This is a genomic window from Pseudomonas sp. A125 (genome assembly GCF_055409485.1).
The window spans coordinates 270,554-288,349 of record NZ_JBUZVP010000002.1 but is presented as its reverse complement, the minus strand read 5'-3'; the positions used below and the strand labels follow the sequence as shown (position 1 = coordinate 288,349).

19 protein-coding genes are annotated in these 17,796 nt (G+C 62.1%); 11 read left to right on the top strand and 8 right to left on the bottom strand.

Features of this window, described 5'->3' with window-relative positions; translation table 11 throughout:
- The first annotated feature begins 190 nt into the window (after window positions 1-190).
- The 4 genes from ACZRN6_RS04370 to ACZRN6_RS04355 all read left to right on the top strand — a co-directional run bounded on the left by ACZRN6_RS04370 (window position 191) and on the right by ACZRN6_RS04355 (window position 5,040).
- On the top strand, window positions 191-2,944 hold the full coding sequence (locus ACZRN6_RS04370) for a response regulator (protein WP_322146878.1): 2,754 nt from the start codon (window positions 191-193) through the stop codon (window positions 2,942-2,944).
- Between the two features lie 193 nt (window positions 2,945-3,137).
- Window positions 3,138-4,127, top strand: coding sequence for a 2-hydroxyacid dehydrogenase (locus tag ACZRN6_RS04365; RefSeq protein ID WP_464007288.1), 990 nt, complete (start codon window positions 3,138-3,140; stop codon window positions 4,125-4,127).
- Window positions 4,128-4,198: 71 nt separating this feature from the next.
- Window positions 4,199-4,639: a hypothetical protein gene (locus ACZRN6_RS04360; protein WP_322146882.1), complete on the top strand. Its 441-nt coding sequence runs from the start codon at window positions 4,199-4,201 to the stop codon at window positions 4,637-4,639.
- Window positions 4,636-5,040 carry an META domain-containing protein gene (locus tag ACZRN6_RS04355; protein ID WP_322146884.1) on the top strand — a complete coding sequence of 135 codons (405 nt, stop codon included), beginning with the start codon at window positions 4,636-4,638 and terminating at the stop codon, window positions 5,038-5,040. Before ACZRN6_RS04360 ends, ACZRN6_RS04355 begins: the two co-directional genes overlap by 4 nt.
- Before the next feature lie 99 nt (window positions 5,041-5,139).
- Here ACZRN6_RS04355 and ACZRN6_RS04350 read toward each other — a convergent pair whose 3' ends face one another.
- Window positions 5,140-5,601, bottom strand: coding sequence for a redoxin domain-containing protein (locus ACZRN6_RS04350; RefSeq protein WP_464007287.1), 462 nt, complete (start codon window positions 5,599-5,601; stop codon window positions 5,140-5,142).
- Between the two features lie 115 nt (window positions 5,602-5,716).
- Here ACZRN6_RS04350 and arsC point away from each other — a divergent pair, with 115 nt between their 5' ends.
- From arsC to ACZRN6_RS04335, 3 genes are read left to right on the top strand one after another with little or no spacing between them, the layout of a single operon-like run.
- On the top strand, window positions 5,717-6,070 hold the full coding sequence (gene arsC, locus ACZRN6_RS04345; RefSeq protein WP_322146888.1) for an arsenate reductase (glutaredoxin): 354 nt from the start codon (window positions 5,717-5,719) through the stop codon (window positions 6,068-6,070).
- Window positions 6,067-6,681: an NAD(P)H:quinone oxidoreductase gene (gene wrbA, locus ACZRN6_RS04340; RefSeq protein ID WP_322146890.1), complete on the top strand. Its 615-nt coding sequence runs from the start codon at window positions 6,067-6,069 to the stop codon at window positions 6,679-6,681. The genes arsC and wrbA overlap by 4 nt, the downstream gene beginning before the upstream one ends.
- Window positions 6,665-7,084: a DUF2069 domain-containing protein gene (locus ACZRN6_RS04335; RefSeq protein ID WP_322146891.1), complete on the top strand. Its 420-nt coding sequence runs from the start codon at window positions 6,665-6,667 to the stop codon at window positions 7,082-7,084. The genes wrbA and ACZRN6_RS04335 overlap by 17 nt, the downstream gene beginning before the upstream one ends.
- A 107-nt stretch (window positions 7,085-7,191) precedes the next feature.
- Here ACZRN6_RS04335 and ACZRN6_RS04330 read toward each other — a convergent pair whose 3' ends face one another.
- Window positions 7,192-7,863, bottom strand: coding sequence for a DNA-3-methyladenine glycosylase I (locus ACZRN6_RS04330; RefSeq protein WP_322146893.1), 672 nt, complete (start codon window positions 7,861-7,863; stop codon window positions 7,192-7,194).
- 67 nt (window positions 7,864-7,930) lie between these two features.
- Window positions 7,931-8,755, bottom strand: a complete 825-nt coding sequence (gene ttcA, locus ACZRN6_RS04325; protein WP_464007286.1) for a tRNA 2-thiocytidine(32) synthetase TtcA — start codon at window positions 8,753-8,755, stop codon at window positions 7,931-7,933.
- A gap of 257 nt (window positions 8,756-9,012) precedes the next feature.
- Between ttcA and ACZRN6_RS04320 the strand changes: the two genes are divergently transcribed.
- Window positions 9,013-9,615: a Yip1 family protein gene (locus tag ACZRN6_RS04320; protein WP_322146896.1), complete on the top strand. Its 603-nt coding sequence runs from the start codon at window positions 9,013-9,015 to the stop codon at window positions 9,613-9,615.
- A gap of 128 nt (window positions 9,616-9,743) precedes the next feature.
- On the top strand, window positions 9,744-10,238 hold the full coding sequence (locus ACZRN6_RS04315) for a SprT family zinc-dependent metalloprotease (protein ID WP_322146898.1): 495 nt from the start codon (window positions 9,744-9,746) through the stop codon (window positions 10,236-10,238).
- Window positions 10,239-10,326: 88 nt separating this feature from the next.
- Here the strand turns inward: ACZRN6_RS04315 and ACZRN6_RS04310 are convergent, their stop codons facing one another.
- Together ACZRN6_RS04310 and ACZRN6_RS04305 are read right to left on the bottom strand one after the other, a co-directional pair.
- The gene (locus ACZRN6_RS04310) at window positions 10,327-11,508 is read right to left on the bottom strand and encodes a CaiB/BaiF CoA transferase family protein (protein WP_322146900.1); all 1,182 of its coding nucleotides are present in this window, start codon (window positions 11,506-11,508) and stop codon (window positions 10,327-10,329) included.
- A gap of 149 nt (window positions 11,509-11,657) precedes the next feature.
- Complete coding sequence (locus ACZRN6_RS04305) at window positions 11,658-12,992, bottom strand: dicarboxylate/amino acid:cation symporter (RefSeq protein ID WP_076015043.1); 1,335 nt, start codon at window positions 12,990-12,992, stop codon at window positions 11,658-11,660.
- 339 nt (window positions 12,993-13,331) lie between these two features.
- On the opposite strand from ACZRN6_RS04305, the gene ACZRN6_RS04300 reads away from it, so the two are divergent.
- On the top strand, window positions 13,332-14,330 hold the full coding sequence (locus tag ACZRN6_RS04300) for an AraC family transcriptional regulator (RefSeq protein WP_464007285.1): 999 nt from the start codon (window positions 13,332-13,334) through the stop codon (window positions 14,328-14,330).
- A gap of 130 nt (window positions 14,331-14,460) precedes the next feature.
- Here the strand turns inward: ACZRN6_RS04300 and ACZRN6_RS04295 are convergent, their stop codons facing one another.
- From ACZRN6_RS04295 to ACZRN6_RS04285, 3 genes are read right to left on the bottom strand one after another with little or no spacing between them, the layout of a single operon-like run.
- Window positions 14,461-15,807, bottom strand: coding sequence for an ATP-binding protein (locus tag ACZRN6_RS04295; protein ID WP_322146904.1), 1,347 nt, complete (start codon window positions 15,805-15,807; stop codon window positions 14,461-14,463).
- Window positions 15,804-16,481 carry a response regulator transcription factor gene (locus ACZRN6_RS04290; RefSeq protein WP_322146906.1) on the bottom strand — a complete coding sequence of 226 codons (678 nt, stop codon included), beginning with the start codon at window positions 16,479-16,481 and terminating at the stop codon, window positions 15,804-15,806. The genes ACZRN6_RS04295 and ACZRN6_RS04290 overlap by 4 nt, the downstream gene beginning before the upstream one ends.
- An 18-nt stretch (window positions 16,482-16,499) precedes the next feature.
- Window positions 16,500-16,808, bottom strand: a complete 309-nt coding sequence (locus ACZRN6_RS04285) for a hypothetical protein (RefSeq protein WP_322146908.1) — start codon at window positions 16,806-16,808, stop codon at window positions 16,500-16,502.
- Window positions 16,809-16,988: 180 nt separating this feature from the next.
- Here ACZRN6_RS04285 and ACZRN6_RS04280 point away from each other — a divergent pair, with 180 nt between their 5' ends.
- Entirely contained in the window at window positions 16,989-17,714 is a 726-nt protein-coding gene (locus tag ACZRN6_RS04280; RefSeq protein WP_322146910.1) for a 4'-phosphopantetheinyl transferase family protein, read from the top strand.
- Window positions 17,715-17,796 lie beyond the last annotated feature (82 nt).

Below are 17,796 nucleotides of genomic sequence, written 5' to 3'. Positions count from 1 at the left end.
CATTCTCAATGACTGATTATTCAAGATTGGCCCCCCAACAGCAACCGCCGCCGGGCATCCAAGGGTCCAAGGTTTGCGTCAGGTCATTAATTTGCAAGATTCCACACCGCGCAAATGGCTACACTGCGCGGGTGGCGCGGGCCGGATGCCGGCGTGAAATTCGACAACAGTGTGGTAGCAGGAGAGTGGCGTGCTTACGAGAATGGGAATAAAAGGCCGCGTACTGTTGCTGACCTTATTGCCTACCAGCCTGATGGCATTGCTGCTGGGCGGGTATTTCACGTGGATGCAGCTTTCAGAATTGCAGTCGCAATTGCTGCAACGGGGCGAGATGATCGCCGAGCAGTTGGCACCGCTGGTGGCGCCAGCACTGGGCACCAAGAACACCGACCTGCTGGAGCGCATCGCCACCCAGTCCCTGGAACAAACCGACGTGCGCGCCGTGTCGTTCCTCGGGCCCGACCGCACGCCCCTGGCCCACGCCGGCCCGACCATGCTCAACCAGCCGCCGATCGGCAACAGCTCGCACCTGTTGCAGCGCACCGGCAACGACGCAACCCGCTATCTGCTACCGGTGTTCGGCCGCCATCGCAACCTTGCCGGTGAGCTGATCCCGGACGAATCCGACCGCCTGCTGGGCTGGGTCGAGCTGGAACTGTCCCACAACGGCATGTTGCTGCGCGGCTACCGCAGCCTGTTCGCCAGCCTGCTGCTGATCGCCATCGGCCTGATCTGCACCGCGGCCCTGGCCTTGCGCATCAGCCGTACGATCAACTCGCCGATTGGGCTGATCAAGCAGGCGGTGGCGCAACTCAAGGATGGCAACCTGGAAACCCGCCTGCCACCGCTGGGCAGCCAGGAACTGGACCACCTGGCCTCGGGCATCAACCGCATGGCCGAGACCCTGCAAAATGCCCAGGAAGAATTGCAACACAGCATCGACCAGGCCACCGAAGACGTGCGGCAAAACCTGGAAACCATCGAGATCCAGAACATCGAGCTGGACCTGGCCCGCAAGGAAGCACTGGAAGCCAGCCGCATCAAGTCGGAGTTTTTGGCCAACATGAGCCATGAAATCCGCACGCCGCTGAACGGCATCCTCGGCTTTACGCACTTGCTGCAAAAAAGCGAGCTGTCGCCCCGTCAGCTGGATTACCTGGGCACCATCGAAAAGTCCGCCGACAACCTGCTGGGCATCATCAACGAAATCCTCGACTTCTCGAAGATCGAGGCCGGCAAGCTGGTACTCGACAGCATCCCGTTCAACCTGCGGGACCTGTTGCAAGACACCTTGACCATCCTCGCCCCTGCCGCCCATGCCAAACAGCTGGAACTGGTGAGCCTGGTCTACCGCGACACGCCGCTGTCGTTGGTGGGCGACCCGCTGCGGCTCAAGCAGATCCTGACTAACCTGGTGAGCAACGCGATCAAGTTCACCCGCGAAGGCACCATCGTCGCCCGTGCCATGATTGAAGACGAGCAGGAAGACAGCGTGCAACTGCGCATCAGCGTGCAGGACACCGGTATCGGCCTGTCGAACCAGGATGTGCGGGCGCTGTTCCAGGCCTTCAGCCAGGCGGACAATTCGCTGTCACGGCAACCCGGTGGCACTGGCCTGGGGCTGGTGATTTCCAAGCGCCTGATCGAACAGATGGGCGGCGAAATCGGCGTCGACAGCACGCCGGGCGAAGGCTCGGAATTCTGGATCAGCCTGAACCTGCCGAAAACCCGCGACGATATCGAAGACCTGCCTTGCGCGCCGTTGCTGGGCCGGCGCGTGGCCGTGCTGGAAAACCACGAGCTGGCGCGTCAGGCCCTGCAACACCAGTTGGAAGACTGCGGCCTGCAAGTCACGCCGTTCAACAGCCTGGAAAGCCTGACCAATGGCATCACCAGCGCCCACCAGACCGAACAGGCGATTGACCTGGCGGTACTGGGCATCACCGCCAACGACATTCCGCCGGAGCGTTTGAACCAACACCTGTGGGACCTCGAACACCTGGGCTGCAAGGTGCTGGTGCTGTGCCCCACCACCGAACAGCTGCTGTTCAACCCCTCGGTGCCCAACCCCAACAGCCAATTGCAGGCCAAACCCGCCTGTACGCGCAAACTGCGCCGCGCCCTGGCCGACCTGATCAGCCCGCGCCCGCTGCGCAGCGAACCCGGCGAGCCGCTGTCCAGCCGCGCGCCACGGGTGCTGTGTGTCGACGACAACCCGGCCAACCTGCTGCTGGTGCAAACCCTGCTGGAAGACATGGGCGCCAAGGTCCAGGCGGTAGAAAGCGGTTACTCGGCCATCGAAGCGGTGAAGCAAGAAGCCTTCGACCTGGTGCTGATGGACGTACAAATGCCCGGCATGGATGGCCGCCAGAGCACCGAGGCGATCCGCACCTGGGAAAGCGAACGCCATGGCACCCCGCTGCCCATCGTCGCCCTGACCGCCCATGCCATGGCCAACGAAAAACGCGCACTGCTGCAAAGCGGCATGGATGACTACCTGACCAAACCCATCAGCGAACGGCAACTGGCCCAGGTGGTATTGAAATGGACCGGGCTGGCCCTGCGCAATCAGGGCCCGGAACGCGGCGCCGAAACCATTGGGCAAGCCACGCAGTTGCCCGTGCTGGACCACGAGGAAGGTTTGCGCCTGGCGGCCGGCAAGGCCGACCTGGCGGCGGACATGCTGGCGATGTTGCTGGCATCGCTTGAGGCCGACCGTGAAGCGATTCGCGTGGCCCGTGACGCCAACGACCGTAACGCCCTGATCGAGCGGGTTCACCGCTTGCACGGCGCCACCCGATATTGCGGCGTGCCGCAACTGCGCGCGGCCTGCCAGCGGGCCGAAACCCTGCTCAAACAGGACGACGCCAAGGCCATGCCGGCCCTGGACGAACTGGACATGGCGATTGCCCGGCTGGCCAGCGAGGCGCGGGTGAGCGCGTAAAACTTCGGGGCAATGTGGCGAGGGAGCTGCTGTGGCGAGGGAGCTTGCTCCCGCTGGAGTGCGAAGCGCTCCCAGGATTTTGGGGCCGCTGCGCAGCCCAGCGGGAGCAAGCTCCCTCGCCACAGCAAGCTCCCTCGCCACAGCAGCTCCCTCGCCACAAAATCAGCTTTCCATCATCAAGAAGGAATATTTGATGCGCATCATCCTTTTCAGCAGCCAAACCTACGACCGTGACAGCTTTCTCGCCCAACCGTTGCCCGAAGGCATGCAGCTGCAATTCCAGCCGGCCCGGCTGAATCTGGAAACCGTGGCCCTGGCCGAACACCACGAAGTGGTCTGCGCCTTTATCAATGACGACCTCGGCGCCCCGGTGCTGGAGCAACTGGCCAACGGTGGCACCCGCCTGATCGCCCTGCGCTCGGCCGGTTACAACCATGTCGACCTGCCCGCCGCCAAGCGGCTGGGCCTTACCATCGTGCGCGTGCCCGCCTACTCGCCCCATGCGGTGGCCGAGCACGCAGTCGCGCTGATCCTGGCCCTCAACCGCCGCCTGCACCGCGCCTACAACCGCACCCGCGACGGTGACTTCAGCCTCCATGGCCTGACCGGTTTCGACCTGGTGGGCAAGACCGTCGGCGTGGTCGGCACCGGGCAAATCGGCGCCACATTCGCCAGGATCATGGCCGGGTTCGGCTGCCAGTTGCTGGCGTATGACCCTTACCCCAACCCGCAGGTCGAAGCCCTCGGCGCCCGCTACGTGAGCCTGCCGCAATTGCTCGCCGACTCACAGATCATCAGCCTGCATTGCCCGCTGACGGCAGACAGCAAACATTTGATCAACGCCCAAAGCCTGGCCCATATGCAGCCCGGCGCGATGCTGATCAATACCGGGCGTGGCGGCCTGGTGGACACCCCGGCGCTGATCGACGCGCTCAAGGGCGGCCAGCTCGGTTATTTGGGCCTGGATGTGTATGAAGAAGAGGCCCAGTTGTTTTTCGAAGACCGCTCCGACCTGCCCCTGCAAGACGACGTGCTGGCGCGCCTGCTGACCTTCCCCAATGTGATCATCACCGCGCACCAGGCCTTCCTGACCCGTGAGGCGCTGGGGGCAATCGCCGGCACCACCCTGGACAACATCGCTGCGTGGGCGGGCGGGCGGGCACAAAACCTCGTCGAAGGATGATCAGCGGTCACATCGCCGCGCCATGATGGGAGGCGGCCCGTGATAGGATGCCGCGCCTATTTGGAGGATCCATGGCCGAACACGATTTCCGCTTCAGCTTGCTGAACCCGCAACACACCCTGATCGAATGCCGCGCCCTGGTGCCGGGCCGTTATCAGGTCACCGGCAACGGTGGCTCGATCAAGCACGGCGACGTTTTGATCGTCACCCTGCGCGGCAGTAAAACCCTGTCGATGCGCCTGACCGTCGAAGGCGATGCGCGCTACTCCATCCGCCCGGCAGGCCAGTGGGTCGCCATGGCCCAGGGGCCGAAGTTCGGCGAACTGGAAATTCACACCTGGAAGGTCAACTGCGACAGCTGCGACAACGTGCTGGAGTTTGAATTCGCGGTGGAAACCAAGCTGACTAAGCAACCGCTGCAACCGGCCGCCACCGCGCGGGTCACCGAGTTGGGCTGGGCCACCCTGGGTGACAAGCACCGCTGCCCGAAATGCCAGAAGGCCGCGCAATGAAAGCCGTGCTGATGCTGGCCGTGCTGGGTGCAGGCCTTGCGGGCTGCGCCAGTGATGAGGTCAAGCTCAAGCAGGATCACAGCTACGTGGTGGAATGGATCGGTGAGCGGCCTTTGATGGATTACGCGCACCTGACCGTGACCCTCGGCGCCGATGGCCGGGCCTACGGCAACGGCGGCTGCAACCATTGGTTCGCGCCCTACACCCTGGACGGTGACAAACTGAGCTTCGGCAAGGTCGGCAGCACCCGCAAACTTTGCGGTGAAGCGCTGATGGAGCAGGAGCACCGCTTCTTCCAGGCCCTGCAAGGCGTGCAGCGCTGGGACATCTCGCCGATCGAACAGACCCGTTTCTGGCCGGCGGATGGCAAACCGTTGCGGTTGTGGCTGGAAGAAGGCTGATTCCGCGTTTCTGTGGGAGCTGGCTTGCCTGCGATGGCGTCACCTCGGCCTGGCTGACAGGCCGAGTTGCCTGAATCGCTGGCAAGCCAGCTCCTACACTTAACCGCGCAGCGCCTTGAGCTTGGCCAGCACGCCTTCGGCCGTCTGCTCGCCCATCAGTTGTTCGCGCACCTTGCCCTTGTCATCAATGATGTACGTCACCGGCAAGGCTTCGCTGCGGGGAATGTCGAAGATCCCGTCCGGGTTCTGCGCCAATACGGTGAACTTGATGCCCAGCTTGTCGCTGGCGCTCTTGAGTTCTTCACCCTGGGCATTGTCGAAGTTCACGCCGAACACACCTACCGACTGGCCCTTGAGCTGGTCGGCCAAGGCGTTGAGTTCGGGGATTTCGGTGCGGCAAGGGCCACACCACTCGGCCCAGTAGTTGACCACCAGCCATTGCTTGTCCAGGCGTTCGGCGGCCACTTTCTGACCGTATTGGTCAACGCCATAATCATTGCCACAGCCACTGAGCAGCAGTGTACCGATGATTGCCAATGCGCCTAACAGTCGCCTCGTCATGGGGTAATCCTTCGTAAAAATGAACGTTGGCTGCGGCCTATCGCCTCTCATGGTTTAAGGACATGGCGCAGCGCGGGTAGAATACCCGCCACCTTACGCAAGATGCGACCCGCACATGACCGATCTGACGCTTTATCACAACCCGCGCTGCTCGAAATCCCGCGGTGCGCTCGAGCTGCTGGAAGCCCGTGGCCTCACACCAACGGTGGTGCGCTACCTGGAAACCCCGCTCGACGCCGCGCAATTGCAGGCCTTGCTGGGCAAGCTGAACATCAGCGCGCGGCAATTGCTGCGCACCGGCGAGGACGAATACAAAACCCTAAACCTGGCCGACGCCAGCCTCAGTGAAGCGCAGTTGATCGCCGCCATCGCCGCTCATCCGAAACTGATGGAACGCCCGATCCTCGCGACCGCCGACAAGGCTGTGATCGGCCGCCCGCCAGAAAACATCCTGGAGCTTCTTTCGTGAGTGCGCCGTATGTGCTGGTGCTTTATTACAGCCGCAACGGCTCGGTCAGCGAAATGGCCCGGCAAATTGCCCGAGGCGTCGAGCAAGCCGGGCTTGAGGCGCGGCTGCGCACCGTGCCGGCCATCTCCAGCGAGTGCGAAGCCGTGGCGCCAAGCATTCCGGTCGACGGCCCGCTGTATTGCAGCCTCGACGACCTGAAGAACTGCTGCGGCCTGGCGCTGGGCAGCCCGACCCGGTTCGGCAACATGGCCGCGCCGCTCAAGTACTTTCTCGACGGCACCAGCAACCTGTGGCTCACCGGTGCCCTGGTCGGCAAGCCAGCAGGTGTGTTCACCTCCACTGCCAGCCTGCACGGTGGCCAGGAAACCACGCTGATGTCGATGCTGCTGCCGTTGCTGCACCACGGCATGCTGATCACCGGCCTGCCCTACAGTGAGCAGGCGCTGCTGGACACCAAAGGCGGCGGTACGCCCTACGGCGCCAGCCACCATTCCGGTGCCGACGGCAAGCGCGCACTGGACCAACATGAGATCGCCCTGTGCCGCGCCCTCGGCCTGCGCCTGGCGAAGACCGCCGCGCTACTGGAGAACGGCCGTGGCCAGAAAGCCTAAGGTACTGCCGCCCCGGGCGTGGCTGGAGCCACGGGTCAAGACGGCGCGGGTGTTGAGCCTGCTGGCGTTTTTGGGCTTGGTGGGACTGCTGTGTGCCTACTACCTGGTGTTCGCCGACCTGCACGGCGCGCGGCCGTGGGTGATTCTGCTGATCGAGTTGGTGCCGCTGCTGTTGCTGGCACCGGGGATGATCCTGGGCAGCGCGCGCGGGCATTCATGGATGTGCTTTGTGGTGAATTTGTACTTCATCAAGGGTGCGCTGGCGGCGTATGACCCGAACCGCCAGTGGTTTGGGGTGCTGGAGATGCTGGCAAGCCTGGCTGTGTTCTGCACCGCGTTGATGTATGTGCGGTACCGGCATCAGCTGAATCGGCGGTTGGCGGGGGAAGGTTTGCCTGCTTGATGCTTTTGTAGTGCCTGACCTGTCGTTATCGCAGGCAAGCCAGCTCCCACAGAGGAATGCATTCCAAGTGTGGGAGCTGGCTTGCCTGCGATAGCATCAACCCGGTATCAATGATTCACGGTATACGCCAGCATCATCGACAACTGGCACATCGGGCGCCCGCTCTCGGCATGCCACTGGTTGAACGCGCCCTGCACCGTGGCCAGGTCCCGCAGGCTGGTGGGCACCTTGTCGACAATCTTCTGCGCATTCAGCGCCGCCACCACGTCATAGCTCGGCACAAACGTATCCTTGCCCACCATGCGCAAAAAGCGCGGCGCCGACAGCCCGCCCAACTGGTGGCCGTGCTTGCTCAGGTATTTCCACAAGCCAACGATATCCGTCACTGGCCAGTCGGCAATAAACGCCGCGAAGCTACCCTTTTCCTGCTCGATATCCAGAATCATCTGCGCATTGCGCGGCACGCTCTTGAGCTTGCCAAGGTGGCGGATGATGCGCGTGTCCTGCATCAGCCGCTCCAGATGCTCGGCGCCCATCAGCACGACTTTTTCCGGGTCAAACCCAAAGAACACCTGCTCGAAGGCCGGCCACTTGGCGTCCACCACGCTGTGTTTGAGGCCTGCGCGAAATACCCGCAGTGACAGGGTCGACAAGTAGCGATCATCACTGATCTTGCGCAGTTTCGCCGGGGTCAGGGGCACAGGCAGGTGGGCTTCCAGCTCGGCCGCCGAACCAAACCGGTTCAGACAATATTCGTGCAGCCACTTGTAATCGCGCATGCCCTCTCCTAAGGATTGAAATGAAAACGGCGCCCAGGAGCGCGGTCTGTCAGAGCGGTGAAAGTGCTCAGAGGTTCACTACGTTGACGAAGCGCGATGCCGCGGTTTCGTCGATACGCAGGCTGGTGAAGTCGAACAGGTTACGGTCGGCCAACTGCGACGGCTGCACGTTCTGCAAGCTGCGGAAGATGCTGTCGACGCGGCCCGGGGTCTTGCGGTCCCAGTCCTGGAGCATGTCCTTGACCACCTGGCGTTGCAGGTTTTCCTGGGAGCCGCAGAGGTTGCACGGGATGATCGGGAATTGCTTGAGGTCGGCGTACGCCTGGATGTCCTTCTCGTGGCAGTACGCCAATGGGCGAATCACCACGTTGCGCCCGTCGTCGGCCCGCAGCTTGGGCGGCATGGCCTTTAGGCTGCCGTTGAAAAACATGTTGAGGAAGAAGGTTTCGACGATGTCATCGCGGTGGTGACCGAGGGCCATCTTGGTTGCGCCGATTTCATCGGCAAAGGTGTAGAGCGTGCCTCGGCGCAGGCGCGAGCACAGCGAGCAGGTGGTCTTGCCTTCCGGGATAAGCTCCTTGACCACCGAATAGGTGTCTTTTTCGACGATGTGGTACTCGACCCCCAATGCCTTGAGGTAGGCCGGCAGCACGTGCTCGGGGAAACCCGGCTGCTTCTGGTCCATGTTCACGGCGACAATCTCGAACTTGATCGGCGCGACCTTTTGCAGGTGCATCAGTACGTCAAGCAGGGTGTAGCTGTCTTTGCCGCCAGACAGGCAGACCATGACCTTGTCGCCCTCCTCGATCATGTTGAAATCGGCGACTGCCTCACCCGCCTGGCGACGCAGGCGTTTTTGCAGTTTGTTCTGGTTGACCGTAAGAGTGCCCATGGCGCTTGGATCCGCGAAAGGTGTGTGACGAAAAGCCGGGCATTTTAGCGGGATGGACGACCGAGTTTCAATTAACAGACCCCGCCGCGATTAAGCCCAATGTTTACAGCGCAATTTGCTCTAAAGCCCTACAGTTTTTCCGGTCATCACTTTCTATACTGCGACATAAGGTCGCACATATATCCAGACCTTTCAGGCCAATTGGCCCGTGGGCGCTCCGCTGGGGGGCGATGGTAATAACAACAGGAGTGACTGGCATGATCCATCACGTCGTGGGACTTTTCACCCACCCCGATCAGGAATGGCGGGAAATTCGTGGCGATAAAGAAGAAAGCATCAGCCACATGTACCTCACCCACACACTGATTCTCGCAGCGATCCCCGCGGTATCAGCCTTTATCGGGACCACGCAGGTGGGTTGGGTAATCGGCAGCCGCGCCCCGGTGATGCTCACGGTGGAAAGCGCGTTGTGGATGACCATCATGTCTTACGCCGCGATGCTCGGCGGCGTGGCGGTGATGGGCGCGTTCATTCACTGGATGGCCCGTACCTATGACGCCAACCCCAGCATGGCGCGCTGCGTGGCGTTTGCCACCTACACCGCGACGCCGCTGTTCGTCGGCGGGCTGGCCGCGCTGTACCCGCATATGTGGCTGGGCATGGTCGTCGGTACGGCCGCCATCTGCTACACGGTATACCTGCTGTATGTAGGCCTGCCGACCTTCATGAACATCAACCCGGACGAGGGCTTCCTGTTCTCCAGCTCGGTGCTGGCGGTAGGCCTGGTGGTGCTGGTGGCGATCATGGCCTTTACCGTGATCGTCTGGGGGCTGGGCGTAGGCCCGATCTACACCAACTGACGCGGTGTACCCGCAGGAAAAGCCACCGCACGGTGGCTTTGTGCGTTATGCATCACCATTCGGCGCCTGACAGATTCGGATACACCGTTGTTTGCGGCATACTGGACATCTCTGGAGATATGTACAGCATGCCCGAGCAACTCAATACCCGCGTCGAAGATTGTTTCCAACAAGCCGAATCCTTTTTCAAACGAAGCTTCAAACGCCCCCAGGTCAGCCTCAAGCTGCGGGGCCAGAAGGCCGGTGTCGCGCATTTGCACGAGAACCTGCTGCGCTTCAACCCGCAGCTGTACCGTGAAAACAGCCAACACTTCCTTAAACAGACAGTCGCCCATGAAGTGGCCCACCTGATTGCCCACCAATTGTTCGGCGAGCGCATCCAGCCCCATGGCGAGGAATGGCAGTTGATCATGCGTGGGGTTTACGAACTGCCGCCGGATCGCTGCCACACCTATGAAATCCAGCGGCGGCGCGTAACCCGGTATATCTACCGCTGCCCGTGTGCCGACAGCGACTTCCCGTTTTCGCCCCAGCGTCACGGGTTGGTGAGCCAGGGGCGGCGGTATTTGTGCCGCAGGTGCCGGCAGACGTTGGTGTTTACCGGCGAAACCCGGGTGGAGTGAGGGCCTCATCGCAGGCAAGCCAGCTCCCACAGTTGAAATGCATTCCCCTGTGGGAGCTGGCTTGCCTGCGATAGCGTCAGCCCAAGCGCTACTGAATCACCTTGGCACGCCGCAAATCATCTATTTGTTGAGGACTGAAGCCTAACCCCGCCAACACCTCATCCGTGTGGGCGCCCACCGCCGCGCCGATGTGCCTGGCCGCCGGCAAACCCTCGGAAAACTTCAACGGGCAAGCGATCTGCGCCTGGGCCGAACCATCGCCCCGCGGCACCTGGCTGACCAGCTCCCGGGCTTTCAACTGCGGGTGTTCAACCGCCTCGCTCAGATTCAGCACCGGCTCGACACACGCATCGATCCCGGCAAACAACGCACACAGCTCATCAAAGCTGCGCTTCTCGAACTCGACCTGCAACGCCAGCTTGAGGGCTTTCTGCTGCTCGGGCTTGGGCGACAAACCCTGCGCCGCCAACTCGGGGCGCCCAAGCGCTGCACACAACTGCTGCATAAAGGCCGGCTCCAGGCTTCCTACCGACAACCACCGCCCCTCCCGAGAGCGGTAATAGTCATAGAAGCTGCCACCATTGAGCACCTGGTTCTCCCACGCAGGTTCCACGCCACACGCCAGGTAACCCGCGCCGGCCATCGCATTCAGGCTGAAGGCGCAGTCAGTCATGCTCACATCCAGGTATTGCCCCACGCCGCTGTGCTGCCGGGCGATCACCGCCGCCAGCAAGCCGATCACCGCGTGCAACGAGCCACCGCCCACGTCCGCCAACTGCACGCCCAAAGGTAACGGCCCGCTGTCCTGGCGCCCGGTGTAACTGGCAATGCCCGCCAGGGCCAGGTAGTTGATGTCGTGGCCGGCGCGGTCCCTGTAGGGGCCGGTCTGGCCGTAGCCGGTGATGGAGACGTAGATCAACTTCGGGTTGATCGCCTTCAAGGCCTCGTAACCCAGGCCCAGGCGCTCCATCACCCCGGGGCGGAACTGCTCCAGCACGATGTCGTAGTCCGCCACCAACTGCCGCACGATCGCCACCGCCTCGGCCTGCTTGAGGTCGAGCGCCAGGCTGCGTTTATTGCGGTTGAGGTAGGCATGGCTGGCCGACACGCCCTGGTCATGGGGCGGCAACACCCGCAGCAGGTCCATGCGCGTGGGGGACTCGATGCGCAACACCTCGGCGCCCATGTCGGCCAGCAGCAACGAGGCGAACGGCCCCGGCAGCAAGGTAGAGAAATCCAGTACTTTGAGGGACGCCAAGGGGCCTGACATGCAAACTCCGATTCCGATTCGATTGGCCACAGAGTAGGCAAACCTGGCCGCAAGCGGCAATCACATAAAGCATCATCTGCAGTGACTGATGCTTCCCGCAGGTATAAAAAAACCCATCCGGAGATGGGTTTTTCACAAACGGTGCAGCCTTACTTGACGGCGGTTGGCGCCGGGCCTTCGGCCACGCCCAGGTCGTCTTCTTCACGGGTCTCGGAGATACCGCGACCACCGGAAGCCAGTTCGACTTGCAGCTTGTCTTCGTCCAGTTCCTTGACCCACTTGGCCACAACCAGGGTAGCAACAGCGTTGCCTACCAGGTTAGTCAGTGCGCGGGCTTCAGACATGAAGCGGTCGATACCCAGGATCAGCGCCAGGCCGGCAACCGGCAGGTGGCCAACAGCCGACAGGGTAGCGGCCAGTACGATGAAGCCACTACCCGTCACACCAGCAGCGCCCTTGGAGGACAGCAGCAGTACCAGCAACAGGGTGATCTGGTGGGTGATGTCCATGTGGGTGTCAGTCGCCTGGGCGATGAACACGGCAGCCATGGTCAGGTAGATCGAAGTACCGTCCAGGTTGAAGGAGTAGCCAGTCGGGATAACCAGGCCGACTACCGACTTCTTGGCGCCCAGGCGTTCCATCTTGATCAGCATGCGCGGCAGTGCGGATTCGGATGAGGAAGTACCCAGTACGATCAGCAGTTCTTCACGGATGTAGCGGATCAGTTTCAGCACGCTGAAGCCGTGTGCGCGGCAGATGGCGCCCAGCACCAGCACCACGAACAGGATGCAGGTGATGTAGAAGCAGATCATCAGCTGACCGAGCTGCACCAGCGAACCTACGCCGTAGGCACCGATGGTGAACGCCATGGCGCCCAGGGCACCGAGTGGCGCGAGCTTCATGATCATGTTGATGATGTTGAACATCACGTGGGCGAAGCGATCGATGAAGTCCAGCACCGGCTTGCCGTAGGCACCCAGGCGATGCAGGGCGAAACCGAAGATCACAGAGAACATCAGCACTTGCAGGATGTCGCCGGTAGCGAACGCGCCAACGATGGTGTTGGGGATCACGTTCAGCAGGAAGCCAACGATGCTCTGGTCTGCACCGGCAGTCACGTAGGCAGCTACTTTAGAGGCGTCCAGGGTAGCCACGTCGATGTGCATGCCGGCGCCCGGTTGCACAACGTTGACCACGATCAGGCCGATCAGCAGGGCGATGGTGGAGACGACTTCGAAGTACAGCAGCGCGTAGCCGCCGGTTTTGCCGACCGATTTCATGCTTTGCATGCCAGCGATACCGCTGACAACGGTGCAGAAGATGATCGGGGCGATGACCATTTTGATCAGCTTGATAAAGCCGTCACCCAGTGGCTTGAGGGCCACGCCGGTCTGCGGGTAGAAGTGACCGAGCAAAATACCGATAACGATTGCAACGATCACCTGGAAATACAGGGATTTGTACAGTGGCTGACGAGTCGTCATTGCAAAGTTCCTCAATCGTCCCGTGTGGCAAATATCCGCCATTGCCCACGACACTTGAATTGCGAACCCTCCTGCACTGGAGGGATTTGTTGTTTGAGAGCCTGCTCAAGGCCGGTCTCCCTGCGCTCTGTATCGCAAGCGTCGTGCCACTTTTGCCGAAAACCGCTGAAGGCCTTTAGACATCAGCCTTCGGGGTAGCTTTCGGCTTCAGGCTGCGCCTGCACAAGGTGGCGACTTTCCGCCACCCTCTCTGATCTCGTCCTACAATTTGGCGGATATCCGCCTTGTCGCACCCACTCAGGGTGGCTACCATCCGCCACTCAATGGACGAGGCCCCTCATGCGCGAACGTACCATCGCCAGTCATTACGCCCGGGCCGCCCTTGGCGGTGCGCGCCGGGCCGGCTACGACTATTCGGGCCTGCTGCCGCAAGTGGGCATCACCCCCGAACTGCTGAACGAACCCCGCGCCCGTATCGCCCCGGAGCAATTCACCCGGCTGCTGCAAATGCTCTGGCTGGCGCTGGATGACGAATACCTGGGCTTCGCCGAAGGCCCGAGCAAGCGCGGCACCTTCGCCATGATGTGCCACGCGCTGATTCACTGCCGCACCCTGGAGAAAGCGCTGGAACGCGGCTTATTATTTTATAGCCTATTCCCGCAGGGTCCGCGCTGGCGCCTGACACGCGAAGGGGAAATGGCCCGCCTGAGCCTGGACGATTCGCAGCTCTGGGACCCGGATCACTTCCTCAGTGAATGCCTGCTGGTGATCTGGCATCGCCTCGGCAGTTGGCTGGTCGGCCAGCGTATCCGCCTGGACCAGGCCACGTTCAGCTACCCAATGCCGCCCCACGCCGCTGAATATGATTTGCTGTTCCCCTGCCCGCAGGTATTCGCGGCGCCCAGCAGCAGCCTGGTGTTTCCCAGCCGTTACCTGAGCCTGCCGCTGTTGCAGGACGAGCGCACGCTCAAGCACTTTCTCGAACGCTCACCGGCCGACCTGTTGTCGCGGCCAGATGAAGGCGACAGTTTGAGCAGCCAGTTGCGCCGTTTATTGAGCCGCGACCGCACACCCTGGCCCGACCTGGAAGCCGTCGCCCAGCACCTGCATATCAGCCCGCAGACCCTGCGTCGGCATTTGCGGGAGGAAGGCACCAGCTTTCAGGCGCTCAAGGATGAATTACGCCGGGACATTGCGATTTATCATCTGGGGCGGGCGGATTTGTCGTTGCAGGAGATCGCCGAGCAGTTGGGGTTTTCCGAACCGTCGGCGTTTCATCGGGCGTTCAAGAAGTGGACCGGGTTGACGCCGGGGGCCTATAGAGCACAAGAAACCTAACCGTAGCAGCTGTCGACCCTTGGCGAGGCTGCGTTGGGCGCGCCGCCAATATCGAGCCAGGCGCAAGGCCGAGTGGGGGCCCTACGCAGCCTCGCTAAAGCTCGACAGCTGCTACGGGGAGATAGCGGAATCAGACAGCCGGGAAATGGATCTTGAACGCGGCACCACCCAGCGGTGAATCCCCCAGGGTCAGCCGTGCGCCGTAGCTTTCAATGATGTCCTTGACCACCGCCAGGCCAATCCCCTGCCCCGGGTGCTGGCGGTCCAGCCGCTCGCCCCGTTGCAGGATGCGCGCACGCTGGTCTGGTGGCACGCCGGGGCCGTCGTCTTCGATGCACAGTTCGGTGCCTTCCAGGCTTTCCTGCAAGGTAATGCGCACTTTGCTCAGGCACAGGCGGTAGGCGTTTTCCAGCAGGTTGCCGAGCAACTCGAGCAAGGCGCCCTTCTCGATCGGTACGTCGCACTCGTCCGGCAAATCGAAGGCGACCTTCACGCCTTTGTCGCGGTAGACCTTGTCCAGGGTGTCGCACAAACTTTGCAGCACCGGTTCCAGCCGGACCTGGTGACGCACCAGGCCGCTTTTACGCAGGCTGGCGCGCTGCAACTGGTAGCTGATCTGCTGGCTCATGCGTTCGATCTGCGATTGCAGCACCCAAGCCTGGTCACGGTCTTCGGGGCGCTGCGCCATGTCTTCGCTCACGCCCTGGAGCACCGCCAACGGGGTTTTCAGGCTGTGGGCCAGGTCGTCCAGGGAGTCACGGTAACGGGTACGTTGCTCGCGTTCGCTATGGAGCAACCGGTTGAGGGAGCCGGTCAGGCGCAGCAGTTCGCGGGGGTGTTGCTCGCTGAGGCTTTCCCGGGTGCCGCCTTCGATTTCATCCAGTTCCTGGCTCAGGCGGCGCAGCGCTTGCAAGCCCCAGGTCAGGCCCAGCCACAACAGGGTCAGCAACACCAGCAATGCGGCGCCAAAGCCCAGGTAGAGGTTTTCGCGCAGGCCTTCGAGGGTCAGTTGGTATTCACGCACCGGTTGCAGGGCGACGATACTGAACGCCGCGCTCTTGCCGCCCAGCAGCTTGACCTCGACGTCATAGACAAAAAATTCCTGGCCGTTGGCCTCGCGAATTCGCGCAAATTCGTTGCCGCGCCCGTCATAGCGCGGTTTGTAGTTGATGTTCTCTTCCTGGGTCGCGCGCGAACGCCATACCAGGTGGCCTTCGCGGTCATAGATGTAGCCCAGCAGGCGGCTGTCGGTGAGGTTGAAGCGCTCATCCGGCAACTGCGCAGGCATCAGCAGGCGATTGTTTTCAACCCGGGCAGCCGAAATCAGCGTGGTGACATCCGACGCCAGGCGCTGCTCGATGGAGTCCTGCAGGGCCAGGCTGAAGGCGCCCTGCATGGCCGGCAACAAGGCCAGCATAAACAGCACGGCCAGGGTGGTGGCCGCGAGCATCAAACGCACACGTAACGAGCGAATCAACGGCAGCGCTCATTGAACAGGTAGCCCAGGCCACGCACGGTGTCGATCGGCTTGAACCCCGCCGGGCCTTCCAGCTTGCGGCGCAAGCGGCCTACCAGCACCTCGATGACGTTCGGATCGCGCTCGTCGTCGTCGGGGTAGAGCTGTTCCATCAGGCGGTCCTTGGCGACCACTTGCTGGTGGTGACGCATCAGGTATTCGAGGATGCGGTATTCGTAGGCGGTCAGCGCCAGCGGCTGCTCGTCGAGGGACGCCTGCTTGCGATTGAGGTCCAGCAACAAAGGCCCGGCGACGATGGTCGATTGGGTGAAACCGCTGGAGCGGCGCAGCAGTGCGTTCATCCGCGCTTCCAGCTCTTCGAACTGGAACGGCTTGACCACGTAGTCGTCGGCACCCGCGGCCAGGCCTTCGACCTTGTCCTGCCAATTGCCGCGGGCGGTCAGGATCAGGATAGGGAACGTCTTGGCCTGGGCGCGCAGTTGGCGGATCAGGTCCAGGCCGCCCATGCCGGGCAGGCCCAGGTCGATGATCGCCAGGTCGTGGTTGAATTGCCCGGTCTGGTACAGCGCCTCTTCGGCATTGCCCACGGCCTCGACCACGTGACCGCTGTCGGTAAGGCGGGTCAACAGGTGATGACGCAGCAACGCCTCATCTTCGACAACCAGCAATTTCATAAAGCTCTCCACGGCAAATCAACTTTCCGACTGGGGTATATCATAGCGGCCTTGCAGGTCTTGCTGGCGCAGTTTACTGCCGTTGAAGTGACCTGACAGGTTTTCATTGCCCACGCGATAGTCCGACTGCGGGGTTCGCTGACCCAGGGATTCGCCCCAAGGCGCGGCCTGTTCCCCCGCATCCTCGAAGCTCACCCGCTGAAGCAGGCTGTAGGGCTTTTTGCTCTTCTCTTTAGTGAAACCCGCGAAACTCGCGTCAGAGGCCTGGACACCAGCAGTGGCGCTGAGCATGGTTAACGCCAACATCAGCTTCTTGATCGCAGTCATGGTGCTACCTCACACGCTTTGGCTTTGGGTACAGGGCCAGACTACGCAGACGCCCCTGAACTCCCCCTGAACACTCTCTGAACCTGGGCTGAACCGAAGCCGGCTACTGTGTAACAAGTTATTTACGTGCCCCTGGACGCAGGCTATCCAGCAGCCCTGCAACTCGGCAAAATACCCGGCATGAATTCCCTACCCGCCTGCTGCACCCCACTTGACGCCCATTGGCCGTTGCCCGTCGCCTTGCCCGGCACGGTATTGCTGCGTACCCGTTTTGACCCGGCCTTGCTGGCCAACGGCGACTTCCAGCGCAGCGCCGTGCCGCCACCCGCGAGCATCCAGCGTTCGGTGGCCAAGCGGCAGGCGGAGTTTCTTGCCGGTCGCCTGTGTGCCCGCGCAGCGTTGCAACTACTGGATGGGCTCGATTGCGTGCCGGCGATTGGCGAGGACCGCGCACCGGTCTGGCCAGCACACATCAGCGGTTCGATCACCCACAGCACCGGGCATGCGGCAGCCATCGTCGCGCACAAGGCCCAGTGGCGCGGGTTGGGGATGGACCTTGAGAACCTGCTGACCCTGGAGCGGGCGGAACGCCTGGCCGGGGAAATTTTGACCGCAGATGAATTGCAGCGCATGGCCGCCGGGCCGCGGGAGCAAATTGCGCAGTTGGTGACGTTGACGTTTTCGGCGAAGGAAAGCCTGTTCAAGGCGCTCTACCCGATTGTGCACAAGCGCTTTTATTTTGAGCATGCCGAGTTGCTGGAATGGTCGGATACCGGCCATGCGCGGCTGCGGTTGCTGACGGATTTGTCTGCAGAGTGGTGCCATGGCAAGGAGCTGCAAGCGCAGTTTGCGGTGGATGACGGGCAGTTGTTGAGCCTGGTGGCCGTAGCAGCTGTCGAGCCTTAGCGAGGCTGCGTCGGGAGCGCCGCCGATGTTGAGCCAGGCGCGAAACCGAGTTGGGTCCAACGCAGCCTCGCCAGGGCTCGAC